Source organism: Dyella silvatica (genome assembly GCF_026283955.1).
In the GTDB taxonomy this organism is placed as follows: Bacteria; Pseudomonadota; Gammaproteobacteria; order Xanthomonadales; family Rhodanobacteraceae; genus Dyella_C; species Dyella_C silvatica.
Map to the genome: position 1 here is coordinate 1 of NZ_JAPDPE010000007.1, position 14621 is coordinate 14621.

The window sequence follows — 14621 nt, forward strand, 5'->3', positions numbered from 1 at the left end:
AAAGCGCGATCATGCGGACCTTCAAGCCCCGATCCAGCGTTTTCGATCCGTACTGCTCGCCACCATCGACGCACTGAAGGGAAAAGAGAGCTAGAACGATGCCCGGATGCGCGGGGTCAGCCAGCAGGCGACCCACCGCCCGGCTTCTGACCGTTGCCTTTTCTGGATGACATGGCGACCGCCAGGACGCGCCAAGCGCGTAGTTCGGCGCCACCCAGATGAAACCGAATCACCTCGCGCATCATGTTGCGTAACGCGGCAAGGCCAGCGGCGTCCGGCATCCTATCCTGCGCCAGGGCAAGCAGGTCGCTGCCGCGCGAGGCAGGCGGCGCACTGGCAGCACATGGCACCGCGCCCTGCTCGACCTGGTAACGATAAAACTGTCCCGGCGCCAGCGGGTCACCCGTTTCGGCCTCGATCTCTAGTTGCAGGCCGTAGCCAAGTGCCTCTAGCAAGTCGCGCTCAAACCGCCGCAGGCTCCAGGCCAGCGATTCACGCGAGGCCAGCCTGGGCAGGGTTTGCGCATAGGCAGTGAACAACTCAGGATGCGGATCCTGGCGCCCAGTCAGGCGCACCACCAGTTCGTTGAGATAAAGCCCGGCCAGGCCCGCATCACCCAGAAGCCGCGGCGGCATCGCGATGGTCTCTGCGCTTAGCAGCGTGGCCAGCTCGCCACGCAAGAGCAGATCCAGCGCCAGCGGCTGAAACGGTTCCAGTTGCGAACGCTGCAACCGCGATCGCTCGCGGCGTACGCCACGCGCCACGACACCCAAGCGGCCATGATCGCGGGTGAGGCATTCAAGTAGCAGCGAGGTTTCGCGGTAAGGCCGCGCATGCAGCACGTAGGCAGGTTGCTGTTCGAGGCGCATGTCGTGGAGGAGACACCAGAGTGAGGAAAGTTGGCGCTGAGCCTGCCTTACACGTTAACAGCCACGGGTGGCCTTCTCCGCGCGCCCTATTCTGCGCACTCAGTCCGTATAGCCAAACTTCTTCAGCATGGACTCGTCGTCGACCCAGCCCTCGCGTACTTTGACCCACAGCTTCAAGAAAACCTTGCGTTCGAACATGCATGGATTTCAGCGATGCCATCGTCACGATCGGTGAACTGTTCGATTTCGACGGTGGTGGCGTAAGGCAACTCCTGATCCAGCCGCAGCATCAATTGCTCGCGGACCATTTCTGCGGCCAGGAATCGCTCGCTGCGATCGGTTACCTCATCATCGCCATAGACCGGCGGCTGCACCGGCAAGCGGCTGAGAATGCCCTTCTCCAGCTCTTTCAGGCCTTTTTGCTTAAGCGCGCTGACGTAGTAGATCTCGTCAAAACTGTGCTTGGCGACCAGGTCGGCGACAAACGGCAGCATTACCGTTTTGTCCTTGGTCAGATCAACCTTGTTGATTACCAATAAGCGCGGCGTTTTCTGCTCGACCAAGGCATCGTAAAGTGCCTCGTCTTCATCCGTCCAACGACCGGACTCGATCACCTGCACCGCCAGATCCACTTCGCTGATCGCCGAACGAGCCGCTCGGTTGAGGCTGCGGTTCATCGCCCGCTTGGCCCCTCGGTGCAGGCCTGGCGTGTCGACATAGAGAATCTGCCCAGCCTCATTGGTGGCGATGCCGAGAATACGGTGGCGGGTCGTCTGCGGCCGTGGGCTTACGATGGATAAGCGGAAGCCGATCAATGCATTGAGCAAGGTCGACTTGCCTACATTCGGGCGGCCGGCCAAGGCGACCAGGCCACAGCGGAAGTCATCGTGCGGCAAGGGTAGCGCACCGGTGCCTTCCAGGCTGATGTCGTCGTTGTCATTCATTTTTTCAGTTCCTGCAATTGACGCAACACGATTTCAGCGGCGTCTTGTTCGGCGGCGCGGCGACTGCCGCTATGGCCTTGGGCGTGGATGGGCATCGGCTCGACAATCTCGCAGGAGACGTCGAAGGTCTTGGCGTGATCTTCGCCACGGCTATCTTTCAGTTCGTAAAGCGGCAACGGCAATCCACGCGCCTGCAACCACTCCTGCAACCGGGTTTTTGCGTCCTTGGACGAACGAGGTATCGCGGCAATGCGCGGCTCGAACAAGTTTCGCACCGTTTCGCGGCAAGCGGCGAAACCACCATCCATATAGACCGCGGCGACGACCGCTTCGAAGGCGTCCGCAAGAATCGAATCGCGGCGAAATCCACCGCTTTTCAACTCGCCAGGACCTAATTTCAACTCATCGCCCAGCTCTAGTTCGCGAGCAATAACCGCCAAGGCCTGACCATTGACCAGCTGCGCGCGCAGTCGCGATAACTCGCCCTCACTGGCATTGGGATGTACTTCGTAAAGCAATTCGGCGACGACTACACCAAGCAGTGCGTCGCCAAGGAATTCCAGCCGCTCGTTATTTGGCTTGCCGGCACTGCGGTGTGTAAGCGCCAGCTGGGCCAGTGATGCATCACGAAAGCGGTATGTAAGTCTCGTCAAACTGTCAGCCTAAGTCTATTGAGCCAAGTTGCCTTGCAACGTCACGCTCTTTTCAAAATGCAGCAGGAAATCGATGTTGTAGAGGAACGGTACGCGCTTTTCGTAAGTCACGTTCAACTGCGCGGCATTGCCGGCGCGCTTGATGGTGATGTCCTTGGGTTGCACGGCGCCGTCGGCGTACTGGAAATCCAGTTTGCGCATCAAATCGCGACGGACGTCTTCCAGTGACTTACCTTCCACCCCTTCCGTCGCCAGCTGGGTCATGGCTTTGCTCACGCCCATGAATTCAGTGTAGGGCGGCAGCAATTTCATGACCATGTAGGCAAAAAAGCCTGCAATCGCCAACACAAACAAAAAACCGATTAACGTGATGCCCGATTGCTTCGCTTTCATAGTCCCCTCGCTATGGTTCTAGGCGGTGTTTCACCGCCCGTTATCTGTCTTTGTCTATGGCTGGTTGCACCGCCGGAACAACGCTCCCCCGGCCAGCACAACCGCCGCCGCGTACTCTGCCTAGCGGCTATCGATACTGCCATCCACCAGGTCACGGATCGCAACATCCGTGACCTGCTTTATTGCCTTAATGAATGACCCGGCCAATACGGTCATAGGCAATCCCGCTGCCATTCAAGCTCATCCAGATCAGGAACGCCTTACCGGCAAGATTCTCTTCCGGCATGCAACCCCACCAGCGGCTGTCGGTGCTGTTGTAGCGGTTATCACCCATCACCAGATAACAGCCTGCCGGCACCTCCGAGGGCACCCGCTGATTGGGGATCGGTGGTGGCGTGGTGTAGGCCGGCATGCGCGCGGTCAGGTGGTTGACCGTGCCCAGGTGCTCGTTCCATACGGTGGCGCCCATATCCAGCATCAGACGCGATTCGTCACGCTTCGGATTACCCACATAAGGGCCAACCTCATCGGCATTCACCGGCTCGCCATTGATAAGCAGCTGATCACCGTGCATTTCTACGTGGTCACCGGGCAAGCCGATGATTCGCTTGATCCAGTTCTGGTTCGGCACGGGGGCATGGGGATCGGCGCAGCTTTGATCGCCGCTGCGTACCTGCTTGCCGCCATCCGTGCAGATATAGCCCGGAAAGCGGAATACCACCACGTCACCGCGCTTGGGCTCGCCCAGGCTGATGATCTTGTTATTGAACGCAGGCACGCGCAAACCATAGGCAAACTTGTTCACCAGGATGAAATCGCCCACGTCCAGGGTCGGCATCATCGAGCCGGATGGAATACGAAACGGCTCTGCGACAAAAGAGCGCAACAGCAGTACCGCCAACATCACCGGAAACAGCGAACGAGCCCAGTCCACCGCCACGGGTTCGCCGACTTCTTGCCCAGCCGCTACCGCCTTGGCCTTGCGCGCCTTGTAAAAAAACAGGCGATCCAACGCCCAAACCACACCGAACAATACGGTGAGGCCGAGCAATATCGCCGAAAAATCGAAATCCATACTTGCTCCTAGTGAAGCAGGGAATGACGAATGGAAAGTACAGAATGAAAAAAGCCAGTAACCCGCTGCAAGGTTACTTTAACCATTCTCCACGCTCTCTTCCTTGATCCTGCCTTATTTGTCTACTTTCAACACAGCAAGGAAGGCTTCCTGCGGGATCTCCACACGGCCGACCTGCTTCATGCGCTTTTTGCCTTCTTTTTGCTTTTCTAGCAATTTCTTTTTACGGCTGATATCGCCGCCATAGCACTTGGCCAGCACGTTCTTGCGCAGCGCCTTCACAGTGGAGCGGGCGATGACCTGGGCACCGATAGCGGCCTGGATCGCCACATCGAATTGCTGACGCGGGATCAGATCTTTCATCCGCTCGACCAGGTCGCGGCCACGGCGATCAGCGTGACTACGATGCACAATCAGGCTTAGGGCATCGACACGGTCGCCATTGATAAGCACATCGGTACGCACGAACGGACCTGCTTCAAACCGCTCGAAGTGGTAATCCATCGAGGCATAGCCACGCGAAACCGATTTCAACCGATCGAAGAAATCGAGCACCACTTCGGCCAAGGGCATCTCGTAGCTGATCTGCACCTGGGTCGCCAGGTATTGGATCGAACGCTGTACGCCACGCTTTTCTTCACACAAGGTGATGATGTTGCCGATGTAATCCGGCGGCGTGAGGATGTTGGCGACGATGATCGGCTCGCGAATCTCCTGCACTTGCGGTGATGTCGGCAACTTGGCCGGGTTATCCATCATCAGGATCGAGCCGTCGGTCTTCAGCACTTCGTAGACCACGGTCGGGGCGGTGGTGATCAGATCGAGGTCGTATTCCCGCTCCAGTCGCTCCTGCACGATTTCCATATGCAGCATGCCGAGAAAGCCGCAGCGAAAGCCGAAACCCATGGCCTCGGAGCTTTCCGGCTCGAAGAACAACGCCGCGTCGTTCAAGCGCAGCTTATCCAGTGCCTCGCGCAAGGCTGGGTAATCGTCTGCGGACACCGGGAACAAGCCGGCGAAGACACGTGGCTGCATATGCTGAAAGCCGGGGAGCGGCTTATCGGCTGGCTTGCTGGCCTGGGTCAGCGTATCGCCCACCGGCGCGCCATGAACATCCTTGATCGAGGCGTTGATCCAGCCCACCTCGCCGGGCCCCAGCCGGTCAAGTTTTTTACGCTTGGGCGTGAATACACCGACGTCGCTGACTTCATGGGTGCGTCCGGTGGACATCACCAACAGCTTGTCGCCGGGCTTGATCTCGCCCTGCATGATGCGTACCAGCGAAACCACGCCGAGATAATTGTCGAACCAGGAGTCGATAATCAGCGCTTGCAGACGATCGGTATCGCGCGGCTTGGGCGGCGGACTGCGCGCAATGATGGCCTCCAGCACCTCGACTACATTCAGCCCGGTTTTGGCGCTGACTGACACAGCATCAGTGGCGTCGATACCAATGACCGCCTCAATCTCGCCCTTGACCTTCTCTGGATCAGCGGTCGGCAAGTCGATCTTGTTAAGCACCGGCACCACTTCCAGGCCCTGCTCTACCGCGGTGTAGCAGTTGGCGACCGATTGGGCTTCAACGCCCTGAGCGGCATCGACTACCAGCAACGCGCCCTCACAGGCAGCGAGCGAGCGGCTGACTTCGTAGGAAAAATCGACATGGCCCGGGGTGTCGATGAAATTCAGTTGATAGGTTTTGCCGTCACGCGCCGTATACGGCAGCGATACCGACTGGGCTTTGATGGTGATGCCACGCTCGCGCTCGATCGGATTATTGTCGAGCACCTGTGCCTCCATCTCGCGCTCGCTCAAACCGCCGCAGATCTGGATGATGCGGTCGGCCAAGGTGGACTTGCCGTGATCGATATGGGCAATGATGGAGAAGTTACGGATCAGTTCCATGGACTACGCTGGCTGCGTTTACCGCCATGCGCGGTACGCAGGCAGCGTATCGCCGGGATGGCGATACGAACTGAGCATTATCGCAGGGAAAGGCTGAAGCTCGGGGATGGCGTCACCCAAGCTACCGCCAGAGGAGGTCAGCTCCCGTCGGGAACTGACCTCCGACCAGCCGCCGAATCAATTGTCTTGCTTATCGTCAGGGGTGGTCAGGCCGATAAAACTGCTCTGATCGCCACGGCGCACGAGCAATAGCACCGTATCGCCAGCTTTCAGACCCTTGGTTGCATCGTGAAAGGCAGAGGCACTGCCTACCGGTCGCTGGTTGACCATCTGAATCACATCGCCCGGGCGCAGCCCTGCCTTGGCTGCCACCCCACCGGTGATATTGGCGATACCCACGCCCTCACCTGGCTTCAGGCCCGCTTGCTGGCGCGCGTCGCCGTCTAGATCTTGCACCGTGATCCCTAAGGCGCTGGAACCGCCATGGGCCGCGGGCTGCCCACTGCCGCTGTCGGCAAGCAAGGCACTCTTATCGCGCGGCATCTCGCTGATCGTGACGCCAACATCCTGCTTTTTGCCATCGCGCAAAATTTGTACAGTGGCCTTGCTACCTGGCGGGGTTATGCCGACCAGTGGAGGCAGATCCACGGACTGATTAATGCTCTGCCCGTTGTACGCAAGAATGATGTCACCGCGTTTGATGCCGGCCTTTTCTGCCGCACCACCCGGAGTCACCTCGGCCACAATAGCGCCATTGCTGTCGCCTAACTTGAGCGCCTTAACCGCGTCATCGGTAAGTGGCTGCACGGACACACCCAGCATGCCGCGCGAAACATAGCCCTTACCCTTGATTTGCTTGACCACGTTCATGGCCACATCGATGGGGATCGAAAAGGCCACGCCGAGGTAACCGCCGGTGTTGGAGTAAATCTGTGAGTTGACGCCAACCACCTTGCCCTGCAAATCAAATAGCGGGCCACCGGAATTGCCCCGATTGATCGGAACGTCGGTCTGGATAAATGATGTATAGGGTTGATCCTGGCTACCCAGGTTGCGTCCCACCGCACTCACGATGCCCTGGGTCACGGTGTAGTCGAAACCGAAGGGCGAGCCAATGGCCAGCACCCATTGCCCCGGCTTCAGCCCACGGGAGTCGCCAATGCTTACCGCCGGCAGGTTGCCGCCGGCGTCCACCTTGAGCAGCGCGATATCGTATTGCGGGTCGCTGCCGACCACCTTGGCCGTCAGTGTGCGCCGGTCTTGCAGTCGTACCGTTACCGTATCGGCGCCATCGACCACATGTGTATTGGTCAGGATGTAACCATCGCTGGAGATGATAAAACCCGACCCCAGCGAGGTCCGGGCCTGCTCCTCGGGCGAGGGCATCGTCGGCATACCGAAGAAGCGCCGAAACATATCCATTTGCGCATCGTCGTCCGGCATGCCCGGCATCGACCTTTGCGTAGTCGCACGATTTTTGCGTGCTGGCTTGCCAGTGTATTTGCCTTCGACATGGACTACCGCAGGCGCATTCGTCTGCACAATACCAGTGAAATCTGGCAAGCCGGACATGGCCGGAGCATTCTGCGCCTGCACCCCACCAGCGGCTGCAAGACTCACCAGTGCGCAACAAGCCAAGGTACGCAACATGGGTCGACTCATGATTTATCTCCTCCTCGGGTTATCGGACACACCGCGTCCGACCCACGATGAGTACCGGGCGCGATGAGGTATTTGACTAAGAAGCCAAGGATCGAATCCAAGGCATGTTTTCCAAGTGAAACTGTTTGCGCAAAAAGCACGCGTCAACTTGGCTGGTACACAAGGATGCCCGTACGCATTCAAAGCACCTGATACAAAACTCAGGTCATTGGGCGGCGCTAGCGGGTACCCGTTGTTGCGAGGGGTTCGGCACCGTTGATTGATCCGGGTGAATCAACAACAGGTAGCTGCCATCGCCATTGTTAATGGTGCGAGGGCGCTGCCCAAATTTTGGCGACAACTGGTACGGCGACAAATTATTGGGCGAGAAAAGTTGCGTGCCATCGCTGCCGTCCAGGGTAGCCGAGGCCGGCTGACTGAGCTGCGAGGGCAAAGAGGTATAGCTGCTCAACCAGGGCGGCGCCGAAGCTGGGCTGTGTTGGACAACGGATCCAGAGGCCGTGGTCATCCCCTGACTGTTGGCTGCAACCGAAGGCATGGAGCGATCTGCATCCGGCCCTGCCGGCTGAGCGACCATCAGGGCGGCAACCGCCACACTGGCGGCAATGGCGCCACCGGCTGACCAGCGCAGCCAATGCCTGCGTGCGGCTGGCTGGGCAACGCCGCTTTCTAGTTCAATTGCAGCCATGACGCTAGCGGCGAATCCAGCTGAAGCCAGCGGCGGCAGCTCCCGGCGCAAGCCGTCACGAGCCACGTGATAACGAGCCCAGGCCTGCTGCTGCGGCTTGTCGTGGTCCAACCGGCGCAAGAGGAAACGCAGTTGCTCGGCGGATAGTTCGCCGTCCATAGCGGCGGAAAGGTTTTCGCGATGGGCTTCAGTCATGGTGTCCGATCCTCGCGGTCCGACAGCATCGGCCGCAGCTTCTCATCAATGGCCTCGCGTGCGCGAAAAATACGTGAACGCACCGTGCCTATAGGGCAAGACATCGCTTCTGCGATCTCTTCGTAACTCAGTCCGTCCACTTCGCGCAGCGTAATTGCCGTCCGTAGTTCTTCAGGCAGGGCTTGGACAGTGGCAAATACGGTTTGTTCAATCTGTTGCCGCATTAATTCACGTTCAGGGGTGGCGCTTTCGTACATCCGCTCGGCACCTGGCACGAAAACAGCATCTTCGACATCGATGTCGCCGGTGGGTGGGCGGCGCCCCATCGCCACCAGGTGATTTTTTGCCGTGTTCACGGCGATCTTATACATCCAGGTATAGAACGCACTCTCGCCGCGGAACGAGCCGATTGCCCGCCAGGCGCGCACAAAGGCCTCTTGCGCGATGTCTTCACATTCCGCATAGCTGTTCACATAACGCGAGATCAGGGCAATGATCTTGTGCTGGTACTTGCGCACCAAAAGATCAAAAGCCCGTTTGTCCCCGTTTTGGACACGCTCGACCAATGCGCGATCCAGTTCGTTCTCGCCCATCCGGGCCATCTCCTTCGTAACTTCTATCACTCGCTTGGATGCCGCTGGATGGGAACGATGTGCTCAGACAAGCATCTCGCTTCCAAGTTCAGCATCATAGCCAGCATTGGCTCGAGCAAGGCATGCCGGCTTCTTGCGAGATGAATAGCAGCACCTCAAATGACCTGCATAGCCCCTGAAGTGGCAGAAATGCGGGCATGGGCCGGCGATGCAAGCCGGCCGCTAATCGCTTTAAGGCGCTGTCGAGGTAAGTAAGCGTTGGCGCTCAAACAGGAGTTTTTCGAAGCCTGGGGGGGGCAGCGGCCTGCAGAAAAGGTAACCCTGCAGCTCATCGCAATGGTTGGCCTGAAGAAAGCGCAGGTGCTGTTCGATCTCCACGCCTTCAGCTACCACACCGCGCTTAAGCCGGTGCGCCATCTCGATCGTGGTACGGACAATCGCCTCATCGTCCGGGTCTACCCCAATATTGCGCACGAAACTTTGGTCGATCTTGATCCGATCGGCCGGCAATTTGCGCAGATAATCCAACGAAGCCGCACCGGTACCGAAGTCGTCGATGGCGATGCGGCAACCCAATCGCCGCAGCCCCTGCAGGTTCTCGACCAGATTGGGGGCCGCCTTGATGCTGATGCTTTCGGTAACTTCCATTTCCAGCAAATTGGCGTCCAGCCCGGTCTCGTCCAGCACTCTGGAGACTATTTCCAGCAGATTGGATTGCATCAGCTGCACCGCCGACAGGTTCACGCCCAGGCGCAGACGCAAGCCAAACTGACGCTCCCATGCCTCGGCCTGGCGACAGGCGGTGCGCAGCACCCATTCGCCAATCGAGATGATCAGGCCGGTTTCCTCCGCCAGGGGGATGAAAAAACCCGGGCCGATAAAACCCAGTTCTGGGTGCTCCCAGCGCACCAGGGCCTCCATCCCGACGATGTCTTCGCTTACTGCATCAACCTGCGGCTGGTAGAACACGCGCAACTCGCCGTTATGCTCAGCGTGGCGCAGGCGAGATTTCAACGCCAGATTCTGCTGCTGGGCCTGCTCGGTACTTACCTCGTAAATCTGGAAGTTGTTACGCCCCAGACTCTTGGCTGCGTACATCGCCTCATCGGCGTGCTTGAGTAGGGTTTCCGCATCAGTGGCGTCGTCGGGGAAAAAACTGACGCCGATCGACGCGGTAATTTGCAGTTCGGTACCGTCATCGATACGTAAAGGCGCCTCCATCACTTGAACGATTTTCTCAGCAATGCGCAGCACGTCTTCGCTTTTCACGATATGCCGCAGGATCACGATGAACTCGTCCCCGGCATACCTGGCGACCGTATCGGAGGCGCGAACGCTTCCGCGCAAGCGCTGCGTCGTGGTCACCAACACCTGATCGCCAATACTGTGCCCAAGCGTGTCGTTAATCGTCTTGAAGCGGTCCAGGTCGACGAACAACATGGCAAAGCACTCACCCGTGCGATTGGCCTCACGGATGACCATGTCCAGGCGGTCGTTGAACAACAAACGGTTTGGCAACCCGGTGAGCGCGTCGATCAGGCCCTCCGCGCGCCCTTGCTCTCGCGTGCGGCGCAGCTCCAGCGCATGCGCGAAACGGGCAGCCGCGCAGCGCAGGACCGGCTCGAGAATCTTTAGCTCACCAAAGGGCCGGCGACTGCCTGCCAATAATGCCCCCAGCACGCTGCGCCGCTCGTCCAAAAGAGGAATGCCGGCAAAACCACTCAGCTTGAGCTGATCGAGTAATGGGTCCACCGCCGCCAGGCGCCCGGCATCACTCTGGTGCAGCATGGCCTGACCAGCCAGCACCAGGCGCAAGGAACTTTGCAGGCCAGGGCCAGGCCAAGCCAACTCAGCGCCGCGCCACAGCTGCACTAGTTGAGCTGGCGCACCACTATCTTCGGGTCGGGCAAACCAGACAGCCAGATAATCCAGGCCCAGTTCCTCGTAGAGCAAATGCGCGGTCGTCGCCAGACCATCGTTGTCGTTGCTGGAACCGAAGATACGTGCAACCAGCGGCAGCGCCACCTCCGCTCGCACATAAGCGCGATCGCTACGAAAGACCATCGCCACGGCCTCGCGGCCGCTGTGACGTATCCGCCTTGCACTGACCTCACCGCTATCGAAACCGTGCACCGAGCGCCGGCGACAAACATGCCAATGCCGGGGATTTTCAACCAGGGACTGCGTAGCTACCCCATCGTCGATAGGCAGTACTTCGTGCAGCGGCAGCTCAAGTAAGCCTGCGGCGGGCAAGCCGCTATGCCGAATCAAGGCCGGACTCAACTCAAGCACCCGGTCACGCACAGGGTCGGCAATCAACCATTCGTTATCGATGTCTTCGAAAGCGAATCGATAATCCCAGGTCTCAGCCGCGGATGTTGAGGCTTGCCCAGCCTGCGGCTCGGTGCGCTGCAGCCAGCGCCAGCGCGCAATGAGCTCGCTATCGATTTGCGAAGCGTGAAGCCAATCGAATACCCCTGCGGGCAGCTGGGCTGGTTTTACCGTGGCATCTGCTGTCAGCACGGCGATCAACGGTGCGTCGGCACATGCCGACAGGCGCCGCAATGACTCGACACTGGCCAGTGCGTCGCGGCCATTCCCGGCAAACACCACGACGATAAGCGAAAGCGGCGGCCGCCCGTCCAACAAGACGCTTGCGTGAGCCGCATCTTTAGCCAGATGAACCGTGAGGTGCCCCTCCCGATCCATGATCTCGAACAGCGCCCGGCGCAGCTCACGCTGGGCAGCGACCACGAGAATGCCTGCATGGGTCGTCATCAAGGACGTCAGAGCAGCCAGCGGCCGTCGCGCAAGCGCGGCCGCAGCTCTGGCTTGAGCGCACAATCGAGCCGCACAATCACATCACTCAGGCTATTGATGAGCCCGGCGGGGGCATCCAGCAAGACGACCCGGCGCACGTGCCCCGTTTGTACCCGCGCCAATTGGCGTAGCAAATTAAGGTCGACCGGAAGCAACGGTTGCTGCAGCCCCTGCAACAAATACACACCAAAATGGATACTTTGTTGCACCAAACGTAGAACCTGACCCAGCCGCTGGCTGCCGGGCACACGTGCGTGGGCCTCTCGCAGGCTATCGAGCCCGATCTCCGGCTGCCACAGATAAACCGATTGCCCGGAATGCCGCACCAATGTTCTGAGCTGATCGATCAGCACCTCGGAGTCGCCCCCTTCAAGCACCACCAAGCTACCGGGGGCAGCAAGGATGCTCTCGAAAATCTCGGCGCCGGTCTGGATGGGTGCAGTGGTTAGGGTCATGTCCATCGCGACGTAAAGTACGCACTCTCCAGGGAATCACAATAGCGGCATGCAAGCCTCGGGCTAATCACCGCTCAATTCCATGCGTCAGTGCACAAGAGCTGAAACGATTAGGCCCACACGGCAAGGTGTGCCCGACGGCCGGTCCTGGATAGCATCTCACTTTTACAGAATTTTCATGAGTGGGCCGCCGGTGCCCAGTGTCTCGCAATCATCGCTACGGGAAGGTATGGTGCAACGATTCTCAGCCACGCTTTATATCCCTATGTTCGAAGGATTGCGCTTCAATCACTGGAAAACGAGCCTGGATGACAGTGGCATTGTCACCCTGTCCCTTGACCGGGCCGAAAGCAACGTCAATGCCATCTCGCGCGCCGTGCTCGACGAATTGGGCCAGATCGTCGAGCGACTGGCTATCGAGAAGCCGGCCGGGGTACTTATCCACTCGGCCAAGCCGTTCGGGTTTGCCGTAGGCGCCGACGTCAAAGAGTTCGTCGAATACGCCAAACACGGCACGGTGCTCGAAAACATCGAGAACGGTCAACGCGTGTACGAAGCGCTGGCGCGCCTGCCCTGCCCTACGATCGCAGCGATACACGGCGCCTGCATGGGTGGCGGTACCGAGCTGATCCTGGCTTGCCGTCAACGCATTGCGGTAGATGACGACAACACCCGAATTGGTCTGCCCGAAGTCATGCTGGGCATTCACCCGGGCTGGGGTGGTACGGCACGCCTGCCAAGGCTGATTGGCGCCACCGATGCTTTACCGGTCATGCTTACCGGTAAAGCGCTGTCTGCCAAGCGGGCGTTGGCCCTGGGCGTGGTTGACCGGCTCGCGGCAGCCAATGAGTTACTGGCCGAAGCTCGCAGCCTGTTGCGTCGCCCGCAGGTACGTCCGTTGGCTTTGCGCGCCAAAGCCTGGGCCACCAATCTGTGGCCGGTACGTCAACTGCTGGCGCCAATGGTGCTTAAGCAGACCGCCGCCAAAGTGCGCAAAGAACATTATCCCGCGCCCTTCGCCATGATCGAGCTGTGGCGGCGAGGCGGCTCCAGCATCCAGCAAAGGCTGAAACTGGAGGCACGCTCCGTCGCCAAGCTGGCCGAAACCAGTACGGCGCAGAACCTGATCCGGGTGTTTTTTCTACAAGAACGCCTGAAGGGTCAAGGCAGTGGCGCAGAACACGGCATCGAACATGTGCATGTCGTCGGCGCCGGTGTCATGGGTGGCGATATTGCGGCATGGATCGCCCTGAAAGGCTTTCAGGTCACCCTGCAAGATCGCGAGATGAAATACATTCAGCCCGCTCTTGATCGTGCACAACAGCTATACGAAAAGAAGCTCAAGGCGCCCGTAAAAGTCGAGGCCGCGGTCGCCCGACTACGCGCAGACGTCGACGGCAACGGCGTGAGCTCGGCAGATCTGGCGATCGAGGCTATTTTCGAAAACGCTGAAGCCAAGCACGCGCTCTACGCCATCATCGAGCCGCAGTTTCAGGCGACAGAAATCCTTGCCAGCAACACCTCCAGCATCCCGCTCGACGAGTTGCGCCACGGCCTGACATCACCACAGCGCTTTCTGGGCCTGCACTTTTTCAACCCCGTCGCACAGATGCCGCTGGTTGAAGTGGTGCGCCACGATCAGCTGGATCCGGCGATCGAGAAACGGGCATTGGCCTTCTGCAAGGCACTGGGCAAATTGCCGGTGGCGGTTAAAGGCACGCCTGGGTTTCTGGTCAATCGCATTCTGATGCCGTATCTGCTTGAGGCTATCCGCCTGTACAGCGAAGGTGTGCCTGGCCCGGTGCTGGACAAGGAAGCAAAGAAGTTCGGCATGCCGATGGGACCGATCGAACTAGCCGACACGGTTGGCCTGGATGTCTGCGCCTCGGTGGGTAAAGAACTGGCCCCCTTCCTCGGCCTGGAATTGCCTGCGGGGCTGGAGGACAAACTGCAAAACGGCAAGCGTGGCAAGAAAGACGGCCAGGGCTTGTACATATGGCAAGAAGGCAAGCCGCTGAAACCCGAAGTGGATCCGGATTACGTCACGCCGCCCGACTTGCAGGACCGAATGATTCTGCCCATGGTGAATGAGGCCGTGGCCTGCCTCAATGAAGGCGTCGTTGATGACGCCGAGCTACTGGATGCCGGGGTGATCTTCGGCACTGGCTTCGCACCATTCCGCGGCGGCCCGATCCAGTATTTGCGCGCCGAGGGCGTTAGCGTCATCAAGAGCAAATTAGAGACTCTGGCCCAACGATACGGCGAACGCTTCTCGCCAAAAAGCGGATGGGACCACCCTGCGCTCACACAAAGCGGCTTCGATTTACCTGCCCGTCCACCGACATCATCCGACAGTCACTGACGGCATC

11 protein-coding genes and 1 pseudogene are annotated in these 14621 nt (G+C 59.2%); 1 reads left to right on the forward strand and 11 read right to left on the reverse strand.

Going from position 1 to position 14621, the window contains the following annotated elements; genetic code table 11:
- Nucleotides 1-116: 116 nt before the first annotated feature.
- The 11 genes and pseudogenes from recO to OUZ52_RS02490 form a co-directional block, all read right to left on the reverse strand.
- Nucleotides 117-869, reverse strand: coding sequence for a DNA repair protein RecO (recO, locus tag OUZ52_RS02440; RefSeq protein ID WP_266156718.1), 753 nt, complete (start codon nt 867-869; stop codon nt 117-119).
- Nucleotides 870-968: 99 nt separating this feature from the next.
- Nucleotides 969-1813: pseudogene (gene era / locus OUZ52_RS02445) on the reverse strand (GTPase Era).
- Nucleotides 1810-2466 carry a ribonuclease III gene (gene rnc / locus OUZ52_RS02450; RefSeq protein ID WP_266156719.1) on the reverse strand — a complete coding sequence of 219 codons (657 nt, stop codon included), beginning with the start codon at nt 2464-2466 and terminating at the stop codon, nt 1810-1812. The pseudogene era and the gene rnc overlap by 4 nt, the downstream one beginning before the upstream one ends.
- A 15-nt stretch (nt 2467-2481) precedes the next feature.
- Entirely contained in the window at nt 2482-2859 is a 378-nt protein-coding gene (locus OUZ52_RS02455; RefSeq protein ID WP_266156720.1) for a DUF4845 domain-containing protein, read from the reverse strand.
- Between the two features lie 187 nt (nt 2860-3046).
- Complete coding sequence (lepB, locus tag OUZ52_RS02460) at nt 3047-3934, reverse strand: signal peptidase I (RefSeq protein WP_266156721.1); 888 nt, start codon at nt 3932-3934, stop codon at nt 3047-3049.
- A gap of 114 nt (nt 3935-4048) precedes the next feature.
- On the reverse strand, nt 4049-5839 hold the full coding sequence (lepA, locus tag OUZ52_RS02465) for a translation elongation factor 4 (RefSeq protein WP_266156722.1): 1791 nt from the start codon (nt 5837-5839) through the stop codon (nt 4049-4051).
- Nucleotides 5840-6016: 177 nt separating this feature from the next.
- Nucleotides 6017-7501, reverse strand: a complete 1485-nt coding sequence (locus OUZ52_RS02470) for a Do family serine endopeptidase (RefSeq protein ID WP_266156723.1) — start codon at nt 7499-7501, stop codon at nt 6017-6019.
- Between the two features lie 205 nt (nt 7502-7706).
- Entirely contained in the window at nt 7707-8384 is a 678-nt protein-coding gene (locus OUZ52_RS02475; protein WP_266156724.1) for a sigma-E factor negative regulatory protein, read from the reverse strand.
- A complete protein-coding gene (gene rpoE, locus OUZ52_RS02480; protein ID WP_266156725.1) occupies nt 8381-8977 on the reverse strand; it encodes an RNA polymerase sigma factor RpoE in 597 nt (198 codons plus the stop codon). The genes OUZ52_RS02475 and rpoE overlap by 4 nt, the downstream gene beginning before the upstream one ends.
- Nucleotides 8978-9208: 231 nt before the next feature.
- Nucleotides 9209-11755 (reverse strand): putative bifunctional diguanylate cyclase/phosphodiesterase, encoded by a 2547-nt coding sequence (locus OUZ52_RS02485; protein WP_266156726.1) that lies wholly within the window; start codon nt 11753-11755, stop codon nt 9209-9211.
- A gap of 8 nt (nt 11756-11763) precedes the next feature.
- Nucleotides 11764-12252, reverse strand: a complete 489-nt coding sequence (locus tag OUZ52_RS02490) for a hypothetical protein (RefSeq protein WP_266156727.1) — start codon at nt 12250-12252, stop codon at nt 11764-11766.
- A 265-nt stretch (nt 12253-12517) separates the two neighbouring features.
- Here OUZ52_RS02490 and OUZ52_RS02495 point away from each other — a divergent pair, with 265 nt between their 5' ends.
- On the forward strand, nt 12518-14614 hold the full coding sequence (locus tag OUZ52_RS02495) for a 3-hydroxyacyl-CoA dehydrogenase NAD-binding domain-containing protein (RefSeq protein WP_266156794.1): 2097 nt from the start codon (nt 12518-12520) through the stop codon (nt 14612-14614).
- Nucleotides 14615-14621 lie beyond the last annotated feature (7 nt).

Bases quoted from the DNA above. Each gene is read 5' to 3' on its own strand.
- recO (WP_266156718.1), bottom strand. From the start codon at position 869: ATGCGCCTCGAACAGCAACCTGCCTACGTGCTGCATGCGCGGCCTTAC.
- OUZ52_RS02455 (WP_266156720.1), bottom strand. From the start codon at position 2,859: ATGAAAGCGAAGCAATCGGGCATCACGTTAATCGGTTTTTTGTTTGTG.
- lepB (WP_266156721.1), bottom strand. From the start codon at position 3,934: ATGGATTTCGATTTTTCGGCGATATTGCTCGGCCTCACCGTATTGTTC.
- lepA (WP_266156722.1), bottom strand. From the start codon at position 5,839: ATGGAACTGATCCGTAACTTCTCCATCATTGCCCATATCGATCACGGC.
- OUZ52_RS02470 (WP_266156723.1), bottom strand. From the start codon at position 7,501: ATGAGTCGACCCATGTTGCGTACCTTGGCTTGTTGCGCACTGGTGAGT.
- OUZ52_RS02475 (WP_266156724.1), bottom strand. From the start codon at position 8,384: ATGACTGAAGCCCATCGCGAAAACCTTTCCGCCGCTATGGACGGCGAA.
- rpoE (WP_266156725.1), bottom strand. From the start codon at position 8,977: ATGGGCGAGAACGAACTGGATCGCGCATTGGTCGAGCGTGTCCAAAAC.
- OUZ52_RS02485 (WP_266156726.1), bottom strand. From the start codon at position 11,755: ATGACGACCCATGCAGGCATTCTCGTGGTCGCTGCCCAGCGTGAGCTG.
- OUZ52_RS02490 (WP_266156727.1), bottom strand. From the start codon at position 12,252: ATGACCCTAACCACTGCACCCATCCAGACCGGCGCCGAGATTTTCGAG.
- OUZ52_RS02495 (WP_266156794.1), top strand. From the start codon at position 12,518: ATGTTCGAAGGATTGCGCTTCAATCACTGGAAAACGAGCCTGGATGAC.